The 18,854-nt window shown below is 40.5% G+C and carries 17 protein-coding genes and 1 other RNA gene; 7 read left to right on the top strand and 11 right to left on the bottom strand.

The features are described from left to right. Positions 1-55 precede the first annotated feature (55 nt). Complete coding sequence (locus A9479_RS00225; protein WP_064662405.1) at positions 56-3,082, top strand: EAL domain-containing protein; 3,027 nt, start codon at positions 56-58, stop codon at positions 3,080-3,082. Positions 3,083-3,105: 23 nt separating this feature from the next. On the opposite strand, the gene A9479_RS00220 is transcribed toward A9479_RS00225, so the two are convergent. Continuing rightward, a complete protein-coding gene (locus A9479_RS00220; RefSeq protein ID WP_008465271.1) occupies positions 3,106-4,053 on the bottom strand; it encodes a YihY/virulence factor BrkB family protein in 948 nt (315 codons plus the stop codon). 123 nt (positions 4,054-4,176) lie between these two features. On the opposite strand from A9479_RS00220, the gene A9479_RS00215 reads away from it, so the two are divergent. Beyond that, a complete protein-coding gene (locus tag A9479_RS00215) occupies positions 4,177-5,280 on the top strand; it encodes a mechanosensitive ion channel family protein (protein ID WP_064662404.1) in 1,104 nt (367 codons plus the stop codon). A gap of 227 nt (positions 5,281-5,507) precedes the next feature. On the opposite strand, the gene rnpB is transcribed toward A9479_RS00215, so the two are convergent. Together rnpB and rsmI are read right to left on the bottom strand one after the other, a co-directional pair. Continuing rightward, an RNA gene (rnpB, locus tag A9479_RS00210) (RNase P RNA component class A) lies at positions 5,508-5,873 on the bottom strand. Between the two features lie 42 nt (positions 5,874-5,915). Then, complete coding sequence (gene rsmI / locus A9479_RS00205; RefSeq protein WP_064662403.1) at positions 5,916-6,773, bottom strand: 16S rRNA (cytidine(1402)-2'-O)-methyltransferase; 858 nt, start codon at positions 6,771-6,773, stop codon at positions 5,916-5,918. 60 nt (positions 6,774-6,833) lie between these two features. On the opposite strand from rsmI, the gene A9479_RS00200 reads away from it, so the two are divergent. From A9479_RS00200 to dolP, 4 genes are all read left to right on the top strand, one after another. Next, the gene (locus A9479_RS00200) at positions 6,834-8,714 is read left to right on the top strand and encodes a penicillin-binding protein activator (RefSeq protein WP_013464046.1); all 1,881 of its coding nucleotides are present in this window, start codon (positions 6,834-6,836) and stop codon (positions 8,712-8,714) included. Between the two features lie 9 nt (positions 8,715-8,723). After that, positions 8,724-9,095 carry a YraN family protein gene (locus tag A9479_RS00195; protein WP_058154142.1) on the top strand — a complete coding sequence of 124 codons (372 nt, stop codon included), beginning with the start codon at positions 8,724-8,726 and terminating at the stop codon, positions 9,093-9,095. Between the two features lie 151 nt (positions 9,096-9,246). Beyond that, complete coding sequence (locus tag A9479_RS00190; RefSeq protein ID WP_013464044.1) at positions 9,247-9,840, top strand: SIS domain-containing protein; 594 nt, start codon at positions 9,247-9,249, stop codon at positions 9,838-9,840. Then, on the top strand, positions 9,833-10,399 hold the full coding sequence (gene dolP / locus A9479_RS00185) for a division/outer membrane stress-associated lipid-binding lipoprotein (protein ID WP_064662486.1): 567 nt from the start codon (positions 9,833-9,835) through the stop codon (positions 10,397-10,399). Before A9479_RS00190 ends, dolP begins: the two co-directional genes overlap by 8 nt. Positions 10,400-11,781: 1,382 nt before the next feature. Here dolP and A9479_RS00170 read toward each other — a convergent pair. The 6 genes from A9479_RS00170 to A9479_RS00145 form a co-directional block, all read right to left on the bottom strand. Then, on the bottom strand, positions 11,782-12,219 hold the full coding sequence (locus tag A9479_RS00170; RefSeq protein ID WP_028834446.1) for a ClpXP protease specificity-enhancing factor: 438 nt from the start codon (positions 12,217-12,219) through the stop codon (positions 11,782-11,784). Next, complete coding sequence (gene sspA / locus A9479_RS00165) at positions 12,219-12,845, bottom strand: stringent starvation protein SspA (RefSeq protein WP_013464041.1); 627 nt, start codon at positions 12,843-12,845, stop codon at positions 12,219-12,221. The genes A9479_RS00170 and sspA overlap by 1 nt, the downstream gene beginning before the upstream one ends. A gap of 79 nt (positions 12,846-12,924) precedes the next feature. Next, a complete protein-coding gene (locus A9479_RS00160) occupies positions 12,925-13,668 on the bottom strand; it encodes a cytochrome c1 (protein WP_008110862.1) in 744 nt (247 codons plus the stop codon). After that, complete coding sequence (locus A9479_RS00155; protein ID WP_008110864.1) at positions 13,665-14,930, bottom strand: cytochrome b N-terminal domain-containing protein; 1,266 nt, start codon at positions 14,928-14,930, stop codon at positions 13,665-13,667. Before A9479_RS00155 ends, A9479_RS00160 begins: the two co-directional genes overlap by 4 nt. Further along, positions 14,930-15,520 carry a ubiquinol-cytochrome c reductase iron-sulfur subunit gene (gene petA / locus A9479_RS00150; protein ID WP_008110867.1) on the bottom strand — a complete coding sequence of 197 codons (591 nt, stop codon included), beginning with the start codon at positions 15,518-15,520 and terminating at the stop codon, positions 14,930-14,932. Before petA ends, A9479_RS00155 begins: the two co-directional genes overlap by 1 nt. 551 nt (positions 15,521-16,071) lie before the next feature. After that, positions 16,072-16,419: a four helix bundle protein gene (locus tag A9479_RS00145; protein WP_064662485.1), complete on the bottom strand. Its 348-nt coding sequence runs from the start codon at positions 16,417-16,419 to the stop codon at positions 16,072-16,074. A 168-nt stretch (positions 16,420-16,587) separates the two neighbouring features. Here A9479_RS00145 and A9479_RS00135 point away from each other — a divergent pair. Continuing rightward, positions 16,588-17,756 (top strand): IS3 family transposase gene (locus A9479_RS00135; protein WP_128860809.1). Its coding sequence is split into 2 segments (ribosomal slippage): positions 16,588-16,858 and positions 16,858-17,756, totalling 1,170 coding nucleotides; the frame shifts between segments, so codons are not numbered across the junction. A gap of 153 nt (positions 17,757-17,909) precedes the next feature. On the opposite strand, the gene rpsI is transcribed toward A9479_RS00135, so the two are convergent. Then, positions 17,910-18,302, bottom strand: a complete 393-nt coding sequence (gene rpsI, locus A9479_RS00130) for a 30S ribosomal protein S9 (protein ID WP_024600778.1) — start codon at positions 18,300-18,302, stop codon at positions 17,910-17,912. A gap of 8 nt (positions 18,303-18,310) precedes the next feature. Continuing rightward, complete coding sequence (gene rplM, locus A9479_RS00125) at positions 18,311-18,739, bottom strand: 50S ribosomal protein L13 (protein WP_002957960.1); 429 nt, start codon at positions 18,737-18,739, stop codon at positions 18,311-18,313. Between the last annotated feature and the right edge of the window lie 115 nt (positions 18,740-18,854).

Below are 18,854 nucleotides of genomic sequence, written 5' to 3'. Positions count from 1 at the left end.
TATTTTTACTGCATCATTAAAACATCAACTCTACCGCCTTCTTATGCTAATTTGCATGCCTGTAGCTGCTATTATTTTAGTAACCTTGTGGTTTAGTCGTGACGCGGCTATTAAAGAGCACGAGAAAAAAGTGCGCTCTATCACTGAGCACCTAATTATCAAGCAGCAAAGCATGATTAATGATGTAGAGCATATTACTGAGTTTTTAGCAAAAAAGCAGAAAGACATTAAGTCTTTATCTTCTCGCTGCCCTTCGTATTTTTTAGATGTTAAGGCACTCAATGGCAATATCGCGAATATTGGTTTAGTAAACAAAGACGGCGATTTAATTTGTTCCTCAAATAATGGTGCCCCTAATATCAACGTTAGTGATCGTCCCTACTTTAAAAACGCACTCGCCAGTAAAGAGTTTAGTATTGGCCATTTCCAGCACGATCGCAGCCTTGAAGCCCAGAGCATTAACTTTGCTTCCCCTATTCTTAATGAAAACAATGATATTGAAGGCGTGATAGTAACTGTAATTGCTTTAGACTGGTGGAGCTCGGCACTTAATAGCTTGAATTTACCGACAGAAGTTCGAGTCGCCATCACTGACTCTAATAATCTTATTTTAGCCAACTCCCCTTTTTCAGCCGATAGATTAGGTTATAAATTGGAAGAGTTTGATTTAGAACATAATTTACAAGCAGGTGTCATTTTTAAAGGAAAAGATGGTATCCGTAGAGTTTTTCATCAAACGACTCTCTATCGAGATGGCAATGACAATAAGCTCTCTATTTATATTACTCAACCAATAGATAAAACACTTGAGCGGATAGATATTAACTTTGTAAAAATGGTTTTAGGATTTTTAATGACCATTCTTCTTTTAGCTGTATTAGCTAGACGACTGGTCAATAAAAGCATTTTAAATCCGATTAAAAGTCTAACGCAGGCGGTTAACCGCTTAGCGGCCGGTAATATGCCTCATGACGATGAGCAGCCCAATAGTCCTGAGCTAAATAGACTTTACCATCGTTTTAAATACATGGCCGAAACTCGCTTAACGGCTGAAGCATGCCTTAAACATAAGCATGACGAGCTCAATAGCCTGCTTAATGCATTACCCGATGCTTTTTTACGCGTAGATGTCAATGGCAATATTCTTGATACCGGTGGACGTATTAAATCGTTAAATTATAGCCATTCAACACCCCCTAAAAAATTATCGTGTTTATTCTCTGATGCTAATTTAAAACAAGTGCAAGGGTACTTAATACCCCTGAACGCCCCTGTCACTGTTGAGCTTGAACAAAAACAAGACAATCAGTTTTATGAAGCTAAAATTAGCCCAATGAAAAAAGCCGATGAGTTTATTATCGTTATTAGTAACATCACGCAACGAAAGCAAAATCAAGAATCGTTGCATTTAGCGTCATTAGTTTACAACAACAGCAGTGAAGGCATCGCAATCACGGATGAAAATGGGGTTATTTATGATGTGAACCCTGCGTTTTGTGAAACAACTTTGTATTCTCGAAAAGAAGTACTCAATAAAACGGTGGGTATTTTATCATCGGGTAAACACGATAAGCAGTTTTATAATTACATGTGGCAATCGCTCAATAAAACAGGGCGTTGGCAAGGTGAAATAACCAATCGTCGTAAAAATGGCGAGCTGTATGTTGAATGGTTAACCATCGATACTATTTACGATAAAAATAAAGCCCCGACTAGTCGTATTGCTATTTTTACCGACCTAACCGAGAAAAAACAAGCAGATGAATTAATTTGGCGACAAGCGCACTTTGATCATTTAACCGACTTGCCTAATCGATTAGAACTAAAAGAGCGCTTAAACCAACGATTCGCAAACCTTACCAATGCAGATCAAAAACTGGTCATTATGCTATTAGATATTGATCATTTTAAAGATATTAACGACACATTGGGCCACCATTACGGCGATAGATTACTTAAGTTAGTATCTGAGCGAATTGTGCAAACGGCCAAAGAGGCTGACTTTGTAGCACGAATTGGCGGAGACGAGTTTGTTGTTGTATTTAGTGATTTACATGGCAGCGATAATATAAAGCAAATGGCAAAATCACTTTTACTTAGCCTTGCCTCCACTATTTTTATTGAAGATGAAAAAGTGTATATCAGTGCCAGTATTGGTATTGCCTGCGCGCCAGATGATGGCCAAAATCCAGAGCAATTACTTAAAGCCGCTGACCAAGCTATGTATAAAGCAAAAAATAGCGGTCGCAATGGCTTTGAATTTTTCTCACATGATATGCGTGAAGATGCAAACGCAAGAATGCAACTACTCAAAGAGCTTCGCTCAGCTATAGAGCTAGAACAATTTGAATTGTATTACCAACCTATCGTATCGCTTGATGATTTACACGTTCATAAAGCTGAGGGACTTATTCGTTGGCAACACCCAGAAAAAGGCCTGATCAGCCCTGCTGACTTTATTCCTCTTGCTGAAGAAACCAGACAAATAAATGCGCTGGGTCAATTTGTATTTGCTGAGGCACTACAAACACTTAATGATATTAAAAAACACATTCAAGATGAATTTCAAATAAGCATTAACGTTTCACCAGTGCAATTGGCAACCGTCGATAGCGGCATAGACGAATGGTACGATATGCTAGCAACGGCAAATATACCAGCCTCAGCGATTGTGGCCGAAATTACTGAAGGCTTAATGGTTAACCCTGAAGAACTTACCCAAAGTCGTTTGAAAGCCTTGGTTAAGTCAGGGATGCAATTGGCCCTTGATGACTTTGGCACCGGTTATTCATCGCTTGCTTACTTGCAAGAAATGGATACCGACTACCTAAAAATAGATAAACGCTTTGTTGATAATATTCAAAAAGGCAGTCAAGAGCTGGCTTTGTGTGAAGCAATTATCATGATGGCTCATCAGCTTGGTTTAAAAGTGATTGCCGAAGGCATAGAAACAAAATTACAAATGGATTTATTACTTGAGGCCGGTTGTGATTATGGCCAGGGCTATTTGTTTTCAAAGCCGCTGCACAAAGCCTCGTTTATGCAGCTGATAACAACAAATCAAGTAATTAGTTTAAAATAAAAGTCATTTAGCCCTAATACTGGTTATTTTGTGTCGAGGTGGTCTGCTACATACGCACCTCGCTGCCCTCTTTTTTTATCTGGTCCAATGGTGCTGTCTTGAGCAGTTTGCTGCTCTAACGCAGCATTGATTGTGGCTCCCAAAATAATGATATAAGCGCTAATAAATAGCCACATAAGCATAATAACCACTCCACCTAAAGAGCCATATGTTTCGTTGTAACTAGCAAAATGAGATACATAAAATGAAAAGCCAAAAGATGCCACAATCCATAATACGGTGGCGGTGAATGAGCCCACGGTAACCCAGCGCCATTTAGCTGCTTTTCTGTGAGGCGCATAACGGTATAAAATTAATAATGCAAAGTTAAAGGTCAATGCCAGCAATGGCCATGATATAAGCATGATTAAAAAATCAATACTCTCTTTAATTCCTAGTAAATTAAGCGCTAGCGGTAATATACCTATAATTACCAGTGCTATTACAGCCACCACAATTGCACCCACTGAAAATAACAAACGTACAAGTTGCGCCTTTAAGAATGAGCGTTTTTCGTATTCGTGATAACTAATATTACATGCTGTGATCAACGCTTGGCTGCCCTTAGAGCTACTCCAGATAGTTAACAGTAAAGTACCCAGCGCACTAAGGCTTAAACTAGTTTGTGACTTTTGCGCAAGACTTGAAACTTGAGATAAAATAATTTCTTGAGTGCTTTGTGGTAATAACGCCATAAACTGACTTAAATACACACTAATATCATTCGGTGATGCAAAATAAGCATACACAGACACCAATGCCGCAATGGCGGGAAAAATAGCCAGTAACGCATAAAATGCCACGCCAGCCGCCACTAAAGATAAATTATCACGGCTCATTTGTTTTACTATTCGCCTTGTAATATCCCACCAGCCACGCAGAGGGATATGGTTAGGCTGCTTGGCTCTTTGGCCACGCTTAAAGTCACTCATAGTTAACTCCCTTTTTCTAATTAAGTAGCAAAATGTTTGCCAAACAAATACTGCTTGGTATTAAACTTGCTGCTATTGTTTAACACAGACCCTAATTACTTCGACCTAACACGGATGACCTCTATGCTCAGTGCTTTAATTGCAACACTCGCTAATAACACATCAATTCCAGCAATCGACACCGTTAAGCCAAACTCAATTTCTTGGAGCTTTTTAAAAGATCAAAGCGTGCAATTACTACACACATTCATGCAATTACTGCCCACTTTATTATTAGGGATTGTTATTTTGGTGATTAGTTATTTAATTGCCACACCATTATCACGCTTGTTAATAAAGCCTGTTACTTACATGACCAAGAGTAAATTAGTACATCTAGTTGCTAGGCGAGGTATTAGCACCTTAATTATTTTACTCGGGTTTTATCTATTTTTACGCTTGGCAGGACTTACCGAATTCGCGGTCGCAATTATGAGTGGCACCGGATTAATTGGGCTTATTTTAGGCTTTGCCTTTCGGGATATAGCTGAGAACTTTATTGCCAGTTTACTTTTAAGTGTACAGCGTCCATTTAAAATAGATGATGTAATAGAAGTTGATGGCAGAATTGGTATTGTTAAAAAAGTAACTGCACGGGCAACCACTTTAGTTGACTACGATGGCAATCATATTCAAATACCCAATGCGACTGTGTATAAAAATACCATTAAAAACTTAACCGCTAATCCAAAAATGCGCGGTCATTTTTCAATCGGTATTGGCTACGATAATGACATTCGCGACGCACAAAGTCTGGCAATTAGTATAATATCGCAGCAAACCTCTGTGCTTAGCGATCCACCTCCCCAAGTATTGATTGATAACTTAGGCTCCGCCACTATTAACTTTACCCTTTACTTTTGGGTCAACGGCGAACAATACAGCACGGTAAAAGTAGCCTCACAGCTTATGCGAGAGTTAATCAATAGTTTTACGCAACATAATATAAGTATGCCTGACAATGCCAGAGAGCGTATATTGCTCAATAGCCAAGGTGAAGATATTTATCCCATAGCAAGCGAAGCTAAAACAGAGACAACAGAAGAAATTAACGAGCAATCACATATTCAAAAACATAAAACCACAGAGCATGAACACAGTATTGATGATGTAAGTAGTGATACGGATGATATTCGCGAGCAAGCCGATGAATCACGCGACCCAGAGCAAGGTAAAAATATTATATAGATAGGTTCGAGGTTCGAGGTTCGAGGTTCGAGGTTCGAGGTTCGAGGTTCGAGGTTCGAGGTTCGAGGTTCGAGAAATTTAAAAGCTTTGCGGTTAACATTACAAGGTTTTTTATGCCTGAAGGCGATAGTTAGTCTCGCGTCGAGTTTAGGTTTAAGCCCGCAACCTGACAGCTTATTCCAAACACAAAAAAGCCCGCAGCGTTAACTGCGGGCTTTTTTATTGAATGAGTGAGTTAGCCGGTAAGCCGGGTTCTGTCCTTTCCGAAGAAAGTGATAATCATTCGTCTAGGCCATAAATCGCTCTATGGCTCAAGCAACCTACCCGGTTCCAACGTGGGCCACGCCATAAGGAACCCTATTTGGTCTTGCTCCGAGTGGAGTTTACCTTGCAACCGACTATTACTAGCGGCCCGGTGCGCTCTTACCGCACCCTTTCACCCTTACCAATCCGAAGATTGGCGGTCTTCTCTCTGCTGCACTTGTCGTGGGCTCACGCCCCCCAGCCGTTAACTGGCACTCTGCCCTGTGGAGCCCGGACTTTCCTCCCCCTGCGCATTTTCGTTGCAGGCAGCGATTATCTTGGCTAACTCGGCGCGCAGTATACATGAGAGCACAACACTACGCAGTAAACATTTACTGTTTTTCTTCAATAATTGTTTTATACAGCGCGTTTTTCTTCATACCAAAATAATCGGCCACCACGCCACAGGCTTTTTTCATTGGCATTTCGTTTTCAAGTAGCGCTAACATTTTGCGTGCCTCTGGCGGAATATCGTCAACTACCTTAGGTTTACCCGGCAGCATGAGTACTATTTCACCGCGCTGTTTAGTAGGATCGTCAGTTAAAAACTGCTTTAACTCAGTCACTGTGCCATTAAAAAAGGTTTCAAATGTTTTAGTGAGCTCTTTGGCAAATACCACTTGCTGCTCACCACCTAGCGCTGCTTCTAAATCGTCTAAGCTTGCCATAATACGGTGGGTACTTTCATACATAATACTGGTAATACTTGAGTTAACCGCATCAATAAAAAAATCTTGGCGTGCTTTACTTTTAGCGGGCGTAAAGCCAACAAACTGAAAACGGTCGGTTGGCAGCCCTGAACAACATACCGCCGTAATAGCAGCGCATGCACCAGGTACAGGTGTGACAAGTGCGCCCTGCTCACGGCATAAATTAACAACGGCATAACCAGGGTCGCTTATAAGCGGCGTGCCGGCATCGGATACTAATGCAATATTTAACCCTTGATTAAGTTGATCAATAATTTGCTGCGCTTTTTGCTTTTCATTATGGTCATGTAACGCAAAGGTTTTAGCCTTAATACCAAAGTGGCTGAGTAGCTTGCCAGTATGGCGAGTGCCTTCAGCAGCGATTAAGTCAACCTGCGATAATGTCGCGATTGCACGCTGACTTAAGTCGTCATAATTGCCGATTGGGGTGGCAACAACGTAAAGAGTGCCAATTTTCTGTGAATTCTCCTCATTTAACATTGAGGTCTCCTGCGTCAGTCAGTAATATAAGCAAATCGCGTTAACGTATGGGAAATCATTGTGCGACTTAAACTAGTTAGTCTATTAATTATATTGTCAGGGTTATCGGCGTGTAGCACAACCGAAAAACCAACTAAAACCAGCGATAACTTAAATAGCAGTGCCAATACGCTGAAAAATGAAGCACTGAACGCGCAATCGATTTATCAATTAGCGCAAAACCGTTTTGGTGCAGATAAAATTCAACTGCTTTATAGTGCCCGTGATAGCGCCATTACTGAAGAAAACTGGCCGCTACTCGAAACAATATGCAGCGAACTTGCACTTACTGCCAGTGTTGATCAAATTCAAAACCGTTTATATATTGCCTTTGCACAAAAAGAGCAGAATAAAAACCAGCAAGCACTTGAAGTATTAAACTCACTTGAGGGACAACTCAAGCAACCCGAACATTTTGCCTGGCACCAATTTTTAACTGCCAGCATTTTTGCTTCTCAAAATTTGCCAAAGCGTGCTGCACCCTATTTTTTTGCGGCGTCAGAATCTGCAACTAAAAACACTATTTCAATTCCTCAGCTTAGTGATGCACTTTGGAAAAATTTAAAGCAACTCTCATCTTACGCATTAGAACGATTTAACCGTGGTTCTGTGATCCAACAAGGTTGGGTTAACTTAGCTTTGTATCATCAAGTTTACGCCAACAGCTCGGTTGATTTAGACCAAGCCATTAATAATTGGCGCCGCCGTTACCTGGGGCATCCTGGTAACAATGTACTGCCAAAACAAGAAACGTATGCTAATGAATTAGCGCCAATTAATATTGAGCGTTTGGTTGTTTTACTGCCTCAGTCAGGTGCTAATAAGCGCCTTGGGGATGCCTTAAAAGCCGGTATATTGGCAGCGCTTGATAAAAAAGAGATCAACGAAACACTGTTTATAGATGAAAACACTGAAACAGAAGCGTTGAGCGCACAAATTTCTCAGTTACAGCCTGACTTTGTTATTGGCCCACTATTAAAAGCCAATATAGATAAGCTCGCTAATACCAATACATTACTCGATATACCCACCTTACATTTAAATACCTTTGATGGCGAAAGAACCTCGCTGCAACATTACTTTTTTGCGCTTAATCCTGAACATGAAGTACAGCAAACGCTAGAGCACTTTTTAGCACAGGGTTATCAAAAGCCGATGTTGCTAGCGCCAAATAATACCAATGGCCAGCGCTTAGTTGACTACTTTAATCTGCAGTGGCAACGCTATAGTGAAACAACCACGCAAGTTGGTTTTTATAACGATAACAAAGATATGCCCAATACGATTACTAGCTTGTTAGAAGTTGATAAGTCAAAAGAGCGTATTAAATCTGTTAAAGCACTTTTTAATAAAGAAGTTGAAAGTGAAACACGCTCACGTGGAGATATTGATGCCATTTACATACTCGGCGACGCCATTGAAACCCGATTAATTAAGCCTTACCTTGATGTTAATGTGAGTACCTTTGCCGATAGAATTCCTATTTACGCCAGCTCTAAAAGCCACAGTAAGCAAATAGATACCACTGACAAAGGTGATTTAGACGGACTCTACTTTACTGAACTGCCTTGGATGTTAGACTCACAAATTAAGCAACATAATCTGCGTCAGCAATACAATGATTTATGGCCTGAACAAGCCGATATAAGCCAACGTTTATTTGCGATGGCTTATGATTCCGTCACCATGCTTAACGATATTAGACAATTGAGTGTTACACCCGATAAATACTTTTCAGGGTTGAGCGGTAAATTGTCGATTAATAGTGCCGGTGATATTGAACGTTCACTGCAATGGGCTCAGTACAGCAACCGCCGAATAAAACCGGTGGAGTTAAAAACACAACGCCCTGTACCGCTATTTATGCAATCAGCTAACGACGGCATAACCATAATTAACTAAGGGGTCGACATGTCGTGGTTTAAACAGCTGTGGCAAAATAGTCGTGAAAAAGGCCAGTATTATGAGCGCCAAGCGCAAAAGTATTTAGAAGCACAAGGCTTAAAAGCGATTGAGCGTAATTACTACTGCCCCTATGGCGAACTTGATGTCATTATGAAAGACGGTGACACCTTAGTGTTTGTTGAGGTTAAGTTTCGTAAAAATAATATAAAAGGCGGCGCTAATTATGCTTTAAGCCCGCAAAAGCAAGAAAAATTAAGACGAACTATTTATCATTACCTCGCGGCTAAAAACTTAAAGAATCAGCCATTACGTATTGATTATGTTGCTATAACAGGCGAGCCATCACTACACATAAACTGGCTAAAAAACGTATTTTAATACCGAGCACATACAAATGAGTGAGCAATTATTACAACAGCTAAATGCATTAATGCGTAGTTAAAAATTAACAAGCTGCTTCTAAAAATCATCATCCTTAATAAAGCGGGTGTGAGCTCACACAGAATTAGATATTAATTGTTGGTAATCCATGCAAGACACAATAAAAGAAATTTTTAAAGAAAGTATTCAAGTTCAAATTGCAGCAGGTGAAGTACTTCCTAGCGCATTGGAGTCAGCGGCATTCACCATTGCACAAAGCCTGATCAATGGTAATAAACTGATATGTTGCGGCACAGCAAACTGCCACATGTTGGCACAACACATGGCTGGCGTATTAGTAAACTTTTACGAAACAGAGCGCCCTTGCTTACCTGCAATTGCCCTTTCGCAAGAAAATATTAACCTAGGTCAAGGCCATCAAATAGATGACCACGATACCTTTGCACGCCAAGTACGTGCCTTTGCTCAGCAAGGTGATTTGCTCCTTGCATTAGCAATTAATGGCAATGAAAAACATATAATTTCTGCAGTAGAAGCGGCACTAACCAAAGATATGAAGGTCATAGTAATGGTAGGTGATGATGGCGGTGAACTCGTTGGCTTGCTTGGCCATAACGATGTAGAAATACGTACACCGTCTAAACGCCCTAGTCGCATTATTGAATCGCATTTAGTTAACCTTCACTGTTTAAGTGAATTGGTAGATTTAACTCTTTTCCCGCAGGATGAAAATTATGTTTAAACGCTCCCTGATTATTTTAGGCACCGTTGTGTTATTACAAGGTTGTGCTGCTGCTGTAGTGGCCGGCACAGCCAGTGCTGTTACTGCAGCAAACGATAGACGAACCATTGGCTCGCAAATAGACGACAACAACATTGAAATAAAAGCCAGCATTGCTATTAGTGAAGATGAACGTCTTAATAAGTTTGCTCATATCAGCGTTATAAGCGTTAATGGCGTGGTTTTAATGGTAGGGCAAGTTCCTAACCAAGAAATGAAAAACCAAGCGCTTAAAACCATTGAGAACCTATCTGGCATTCGTAAAATTCACAACCAACTACGCATTGGCTCTAATATTGGTATCACCACGCAAACTCACGACTCATGGTTAACCTCAAAAGTAAAAGCGCAGCTTTTAGCGGCTGAAAACATCAGCAGTAATAATATAAAAGTAGTGACTGAAAATGCCGAAGTATACTTAATGGGGCTAGTGTCTGACGCTGAAGCAAACCAAGCCGTTAATATTGCCCGTAATATCTCTGGCGTAGAGCGCGTTATTAAAGTGTTTGAGTATTTGTAAAAAATAAGGTTCGAGGTTCGAGGTTCGAGGTTCGAGGTTCGAGAAATTTAAAAACCTTGCGGTTAACATCGCAAGGTTTTTTTATACCTGTAGGCGGGAGTTTACCTCGCGCAGGGTTTAGTAAAATACGCGGCATAAAGCCCCGCCTACAAAACCATTTTGAACCACAGAGTACACTGAGGCGCTTCGCGCTACACAGAGAAAAAAAGCAAATAAAACATGTATTTAATCATTTTCTCTGTGTGCTCTGCACCCTCTGTGATAAATAGAATCACTAAAAATCCGCTGCTACACCAGTCAATCTTAACCCGCTTCTCGCAGCCCGTCGCCCGTCGCCCGTGAACTTAAATCAAACTTGCACGGCGTAAGCCCCACTTAAAAAACATTTTTACCACAGAGTACACAGAGACGCTTCGCGCTACACAGAGAAGACAGGACAAATAAAACATGTCTTTAATCATTTCCTCTGTGTGCTCTGCCCCCTCTGTGGTGAATAAAATCTCTTTAAGATCTTTTTGCACAAAGAGAAGTGAATGAGGAGTAAATGAGAACACAAAAACCATGAGCCCGAGTGATTAATTGTTTTTTCACTAGCTCTAAAAGCGCAGCGTCTCTTAACCTCTTTGTGAATAAATTTATTACCTAAAACCACCTGCGCGGCATAAAACCCCGCATACAAAACATTTCTTACCACAGAGTACACAGAGACGCTTCGCGCTACACAGAGAAGACAAAGCAAATAAAACATGTTTTTAATCACTTTCTCTGTGTGCTCTGCACCCTCTGTGGTAAATAGAATCTCTTTAAGATCTTTTTGCACAAAGAGAAGTGAATGAGAAAACAATAACCATGAGCCCGAGTGATTAATTGTTTTTTCACTAGCTCTAAAAGCACAGCGTCTCTTAACCTCTTTGTGAATAAATTTATTACCTAAAACCACCTGCGCGGCATAAAGCCCCGCCTAAAAACATTTCTTACCACAGAGAACACCGAGGCGCTTCGCGCTACACAGAGAAGACAAAGCAAATAAAACATGTTTTTAATCATTTTCTCTGTGTGCTCTGCACCCTCTGTGGTAAATAGAATCTCTTCAAGATCTTTTTGCACAAAGAGAAGTGAATGAGCAGTAAATGAGAAAACAATAACCATGAGCCCGAGTGATTAATTGTTTTTTCACTAGCTCTAAAAGCACAGCGTCTCTTAACCTCTTTGTGAATAAATTTATTACCTAAAACCACCTGCGCGGAATAAACCCGCAGCTACACCAGTCAATCTCAACCCGTTTCTCGCAGCTCGTCGCCCGTGAACTTTCACCTTTAGCCTACTTTTAATCAGGCATAAAAAAACCGCTTATTAAGCGGTTTTTATCTAACATTTAAGGGTTATTTTATAACGCGTAAATGTGAGCCTTTTTTCTTTTCAGGCTTAGGATCAGGTGTTTCATCAACTAGTTCAGGTGATGAATCGACACTTTCAAGCTCTGGAGCAAAATCGTCTTCGTCCTCTAAAAACTCATCTGCAGTAAAGACTGTGCCTTCGCCATTTTCGCGTGCATATATTGCAAGTACAGCCCCTAAAGGCACGTACACTTGCATTGGCTGACCGCCAAAGCGTGCGTTAAAGCTAAGCTGAGAATTATCTAACGAAAACTGCGTAACCGCTGAAGGGCTTATGTTCAATACAATTTGGCCGTCTTGGACAAACTGTGTTGGCACTTGCACTGCAGGAAAATCAGCATTAACCACTAAGTGTGGTGTGCATTCGTTATCAACAATCCAATCAAAAAAAGCGCGTAGTAAATAAGGACGATTAGAGGTCATTATAAACGGATCTCACGCTCTGCTTCAGTTAAAGAAGCTTGGAATGATTCACGTTCAAATAAACGGATCATATACTCTTTAAGTTCTTTAGAGCCTGCACCATTTAGCTCAATACCAAACTCAGGTAAACGCCATAATAGTGGAGCTAAGTAACAATCAACTAAGCTAAACTCTTCACTCATAAAGTAAGGCGCTTCACTAAAGATCGGTGCTATTGCAAGTAATGCTTCTGTCAGCTCTTTACGCGCTTGCGCTGCTTCAGACGTGTTGTTAATGATTTTTTCAGCTAGGCTGTACCAATCAGTATCAATACGGTGCATCATTAAACGACTACGACCACGCATGACCGGGTATACAGGCATTAGTGGAGGATGAGGAAAACGTTCATCAAGGTATTCCATGATGATGTTTGCCTGATATAAACCAAGCTCACGGTCAATCAGTGTTGGCACTGTGCCGTAAGGGTTAATTTCGTGAAGTGCTTCTGGCAGATTATCCTTTTCAGCCATATGAATATCTACACTTACACCTTTTTCAGCAAGTACAATGCGTACTTGGTGGCTATACATACAGTTAGCACCAGAAAAAAGGGTCATTACAGGGCGCTTATTGGCAGCTACGGCCATGCCTACCTCCATTAAATAACTAAAACAGCAATAGGGGCTTAAGCCCCTATTGCAAAATTACCTTTAAATATGTTCAAACTTAATGAACATCTCTCCAGTATTCTTTCTTCAGCATAAATGCCAAGATAAATAGAATCACTAAGAATCCAAGTACCTTAATACCTAGCGCTTCCGATTCGAGACGTGTAGGTTCACCTACATACTCTAGGAAATTCGTTAAATCACGAACTGCTTGGTCATATTCATCTACACTTAATTCGCCCGTACCATCTGTTTCTGTACCAGTAATATGAGTGGTTGTTTTACCATTTACTGTTACTTCTTCAGTAATTGCAGTAGGAACACCTTGCAACTCTTGAAGAACATGTGGCATACCCACCGATGGGAATAACGTATTATTTACGCCAAACGGACGAGATTCATCTTTGTAAAACGATTTTAAATAGGTATAAATCCAATCACTGCCACGCACACGCGCAACATTTGTTAGATCCGGCGGAGCCGCACCAAACCATTTTGCAGCATCTTCTTTCTTCATTGCATTATTGATATGACTACCTACTTTTGAACCATCAAAAATAAGTTGCTCTTGACCAATCTCTGTTGGAATACCAATATCGCGGAAAGTACGTTCATAACGTTGATACTGCATTTGGTGACAACCAAGACAGTAGTTCATGAACAACTTTGCGCCACGTTGCAAAGAAGGTTGATCAGATATATCGTTACCCGCTTCCATTAGAGGAACTGACGGGCCTGCCGCCATTGCTGGTAATACGTTTACTGATAAAGCGAATAAACCAATAAGTAGCTTTTTCATCATTTCGTTAACCTCTCAGGCAATGGCTTAGTTTTTTCATTCTTACTGTAAACAAATAACAGTACGAAGAACATAAAGTAAGTCACAGTACAGATTTGCGAAACAAGCGTTTTAAAGTCAGTTTGAGGTGTAGCACCAACCCAACCTAAAAGAACGAAAGTAACTACAAAGCCTGCAATGTTCCATTTGTGGAAACCACAACGGTAACGAACTGAACGAACCGAACCACGGTCAATCCAAGGCAATAATGCTAGCACGACAATAGATGCACCCATTGCTGCAACACCCATTAGCTTGTCTGGAATCGCACGTAAGATTGCATAAAACGGCGTAAAGTACCAAACAGGGAAAATATGCGCTGGTGTTTTAAGTGGGTTTGCCGGTTCAAAGTTTGGCGCTTCTAGGAAGAAACCACCCATTGCAGGCATAAAGAACACAACCCAACAGAACAAGATTAAGAAACCAACCACACCCACAATATCTTTTACTGTGTAATAAGGGTGGAACGGAATCGCATCAATGATGTCTTTTTTATCAGTGTAGTATTCATGGAACTTAAATTTAGGCTTGTCTTCTTCAGCCACGGTTCCTTTTTTACGTTTGTTATCAATACCGTCAGGGTTGTTAGAACCCACTTCGTGCAATGCAACAATGTGTAAAAATACTAAGATAACAATAACCAGTGGTAATGCTATTACGTGTAATGCAAAGAAGCGGTTAAGCGTTGCACCCGAAATAACGTAGTCACCACGAATCCACAGTGTTAAATCATCACCAATTACCGGAATAGCGCCGAACAGTGAAATGATTACCTGTGCACCCCAAAACGACATTTGACCCCATGGTAATAAGTAACCCATGAACGCTTCAGCCATTAGGGCTAGGAAAATAAACATACCGAATAACCACAGTAATTCACGTGGTTTTTGGTAAGAACCGTAGATCATGCCACGGAACATATGCATGTAAACAACGATGAAGAACGCAGATGCACCCGTTGAATGCAAATAACGTAATAACCAACCGTACTCTACATCACGCATGATGTATTCTACTGATGCAAACGCACCTTCAGCAGATGGTACATAGTTCATCGTTAACCAAATACCGGTAAGGATTTGGTTAACTAGTACTAACATAGCGAGTGAGCCAAAGAAGTACCAGAAGTTAAAGTTTTTTGGTGCTGGATACTGTGCAATGTGCATGTTCCAAACACGTGTCATTGGGATACGGTCGTCTATCCACTCAACAATTTTTCCAAACATTAGGCCACCCCTTGTTCTTCGCCCACTAAAATAGTGGTCTCATCAAGAAAAGTATATGGTGGAACTTCTAAATTTAATGGTGCAGGTACCGATTGAAATACACGGCCGGCCATATCAAACTTAGAACCGTGACATGGACAGTAAAAACCGTCATCAGTCCCTTCCACTTTCTCACCAAAGCCACCTTGTAAAAAGCTAGGTGAACAACCCAAATGCGTACAAATACCTACAGCGACAAAAATCTCTGGGCGTAATGAACGGAAATCATTGGTTGATGATTCTAATTGTTGTGGCTCTTGCGATTGCGGATCACGAAGTTGACCTTCATGTTCTTTCATCTGCTCAAGCATTTTTGGGGTCCGTGATACAACCCATACAGGTTTACCACGCCACTCGACACGTATTAATTGTCCTGGCTCAAGTTTGCTGATATCTACTTCTACAGGCGCACCCGCAGATTTAGCTCGCTCACTTGGATTCCAAGACGCAATAAAAGGAACAGCAGCCCCAGCCGCACCAACACCACCAACAACAGAGGTAGCTATGGTTAAAAAGCGACGTCGGCCATTGTCTACAGGCGCATTGCTCATCCACTTATCTCCACTATGATTCTCAACACTTGCTATATTGAGAACATCAGTTACAGCAGGTTAATTTTTCGAATTTTAAAAGAGAAACGATCATAATTAAAACCCTTGTTTAAAACAAGGTTATTCACAGCCTCCTGCTCGAATAAACCTGACTTGCTCAAATAGTTGATTAAGTAAGCTCGAGTATGAAACCAAATGACTATAGTATCGCTTCCGTAAAAACAATTTGTAAACAAGTACAATCTCACCAACTAAGTACAGTAACCACTGAATTTGGCGACATTAAACTCATTCACTTTATTTGCCCGCCAATTGTAGCAAAAAAATTCACCAATTAACTGATGGATTTAAACTAATTGCGATAATTATTTAACTTTTTTTGCGTTAGTAGGTCATTTTTAAGCTTTCGTTCAATAAATACGCATACTTGGCCTATTTTGATCAAGCTAATGTCGACATTAGTCTTAAAGGGAAAATTGAAGATGAAAGGTGAAAGGCGAAAGGCGAAACATACTCATATATTTTTGAATGAATATTAAATTTTGAACCTCTTATTCCCAAGCATCGATTGATTTCATCAATGCTGAAATCATACGGGAAAGCTCACGAGTTTCCTCAATCCATTCAGTGGCCTTTGTCGTATCAACCTCTCCTATTTTTGATGCAATGTAAATTTGAGAGCGTAATTCTCCACAACTCCCCTTAGAATATGATAAAAATCGAGTATAATCTTTAGGTGTTACCCGTTCATAACCCTCTGCTATATTTGAAGAAATTGAAAGCGCAGATCGTGTTATTTGATCTTTTAAACCAAACTCTTTGCTCTGCTTAAAATGTAAATAAATCTCGCAAGCTAAATCGGCTGAACGTTGCCATACCCTTAAATCTTCAAACCTCATAACATAACCAGTCAGCTGAAACATGCTTAACTTATAACTGTAAAATAAGAAAGACACAAAGCTTAGATCAAATTTATAGCTTGAACCTTGAGCCTTGAACCTTGAGCCTTGAGCCTTGAACCTGATACGACTCTATAAAAGTGGACACTTATTTAAGGAATAAGTGTTATGAAAATCAAAACTAGGCGTAGTCATTCAATTGAATTTAAAACAAAAGCAGTTGAACAATCGTTAGACTCTCCAGATACTGTTAATGTAATAGCTCATCGGCTGGGCATTAACCCTGTCTTATTATCTAAATGGAGACGAAAAATGACGTCAAAAAGTACATCTAACCCAATTAAAAACCAAGGCCCTGATAAGTCATATAAAGATTTGGAGCGCCAAGTGCGTAAGCTTGAAAAGCAATTGGAAGATGCGCAGTTGGAGAACGATGTGTTAAAAAAGGCGAAGGCCTACTTGGACAGCCGAAAAGAATAAGATTTGAGTATATTCACCAAGCTGCGACAGCTAAGAAAACGATAAAAAAATTATGCACATGGTTGTCAGTATCAAAAGCTGGATATTATAAATGGCTAAAGCAATCATTAAGTCAACGTGCGTCAGAAAACGACTCATTGCTTGAGTTTTTGAAAAAAGTAAGTAGTGATGAGCACTGTATTCCGGGCTACAGAAAGTTGTGGAAAGCCGCTATAGATAATGGGTATGAGTGTAGTAAAGGCCGTGTGCAGCGATTACTGCAGAGTATGGGTTACCGCTCAGCCGCGGGTAAACGCCGATATACCGGTAGCGGAAAAAAGCAGGGGCATATCACTGCAGAAAACTTATTGGGTCGTGAGTTTAGTGTTGATGAACCCAATACGGTATGGGTGTCAGACATAACGCAAGTTCGTTGCAGAGAGGGTTGGCAGTATTTATGTGTAATTTTAGATTTATACTCACGCAAAGTCGTTGGTTGGGCAACAAGTCGAGTTAACAGCGCAGACTTGGTGATTAGAGCGTTAAAAAAAACATGGGATGCACGTAAACCTGATGGAAGTCGCTTATTATTTCACTCAGACCAAGGCAGCCAGTATCGTGCAAAAGAAACAATATCGTGGTTGAACAACCGACAGGTAACAATTAGCATGTCGAGAAAAGGGAATTGCTGGGATAATGCCTGCTCAGAAAGCTTTTTTGCCCAGTATAAAAAAGAATGGATGAACAATTTAAATGAACTGAGTCGTAGTGAAATGACAGTACAAAGTCGCTTTTATATCGAAAACTACTACAACTCAGTAAGAATGCATGGCACGCTAGGAAATGTGAGTCCCATGCAATACGAGTTAATGAATTAAAAACCCGTGTCTACTTTATCGGGGTCGTATCAACCTTGAACCTTGAACCTTGAACCTTGAACCTTGAGCCTTGAACCTTGAAGCAAAATCTTATAGCTACAAAACAAAAAACCCAGCATAAGCTGGGTTTTTGAATTCTTGATAACGTAAAAATTAACGTTTTGAGAACTGTGGACGCTTACGCGCTTTCTTAAGACCCACTTTCTTACGTTCAACTTTACGTGCATCACGAGTAACGAAACCTGCTTTACGAAGTTGTGGACGTAATGACTCGTCAAACTCCATAAGTGCACGAGTGATACCGTGACGAATAGCACCAGCTTGACCAGTAGTACCACCACCAGCAACGGTGATGTGTAAGTCAAACTTTTCAGTCATGTCAACAAGCTCAAGAGCTTGACGAACAACCATGCGTGCTGTTTCGCGACCAAAGTACTCTTCTAAAGAGCGCTTGTTGATTACGATGTTACCAGTGCCTGGGCGTAAGAATACGCGAGCACTTGAACTTTTACGACGACCTGTACCGTAGTATTGATTTGCCATGATAGTGCTCCTTAAATGTCTAGAACCTGAGGCTGTTGTGCAGCATGATTGTGCTCAGTACCCGCGTAAACTTTAAGTTTACGGTACATAGCGCGGCCTAAAGGACCACGTGGCAACATGCCTTTAACAGCTTTTTCGATGATCATTTCAGGCTTTGCAGCTTGAAGTTTATCAAAAGTAGTAGACTTAAGACCACCTGGGAAACCAGAGTGAGCATAGTACACTTTGTCTTTGAATTTATTACCAGTAACAGTAACTTTCTCAGCGTTAATAACGATGATGTAATCACCAGTATCTACGTGCGGTGTGTACTCAGCTTTATGCTTACCGCGTAGGCGATGAGCGATTTCAGTAGCGATGCGACCTAAAGTTTTACCTTCAGCGTCAACTACGTACCAGTCACGTTTTACTGTTTCTGGTTTAGCAACAAACGTTTTCATTTATAAAAATCCAATGTTTTTCAATTAAAACCACAGGTAGTTATGTTTAACTACCGCTCTAAGTTTGCTACAACCCCTTCGAGTTTTAGACTTTTGCGCCGCTCACAAGTGGCTA

Origin of the sequence: Pseudoalteromonas sp. MQS005 (assembly GCF_001661605.1) — a bacterium.
Classification (GTDB): domain Bacteria; phylum Pseudomonadota; class Gammaproteobacteria; order Enterobacterales; family Alteromonadaceae; genus Pseudoalteromonas; species Pseudoalteromonas tetraodonis.
The sequence above is the reverse complement of the archived record's forward strand: the minus strand, read 5'-3'. Positions and strand labels throughout refer to the sequence as shown.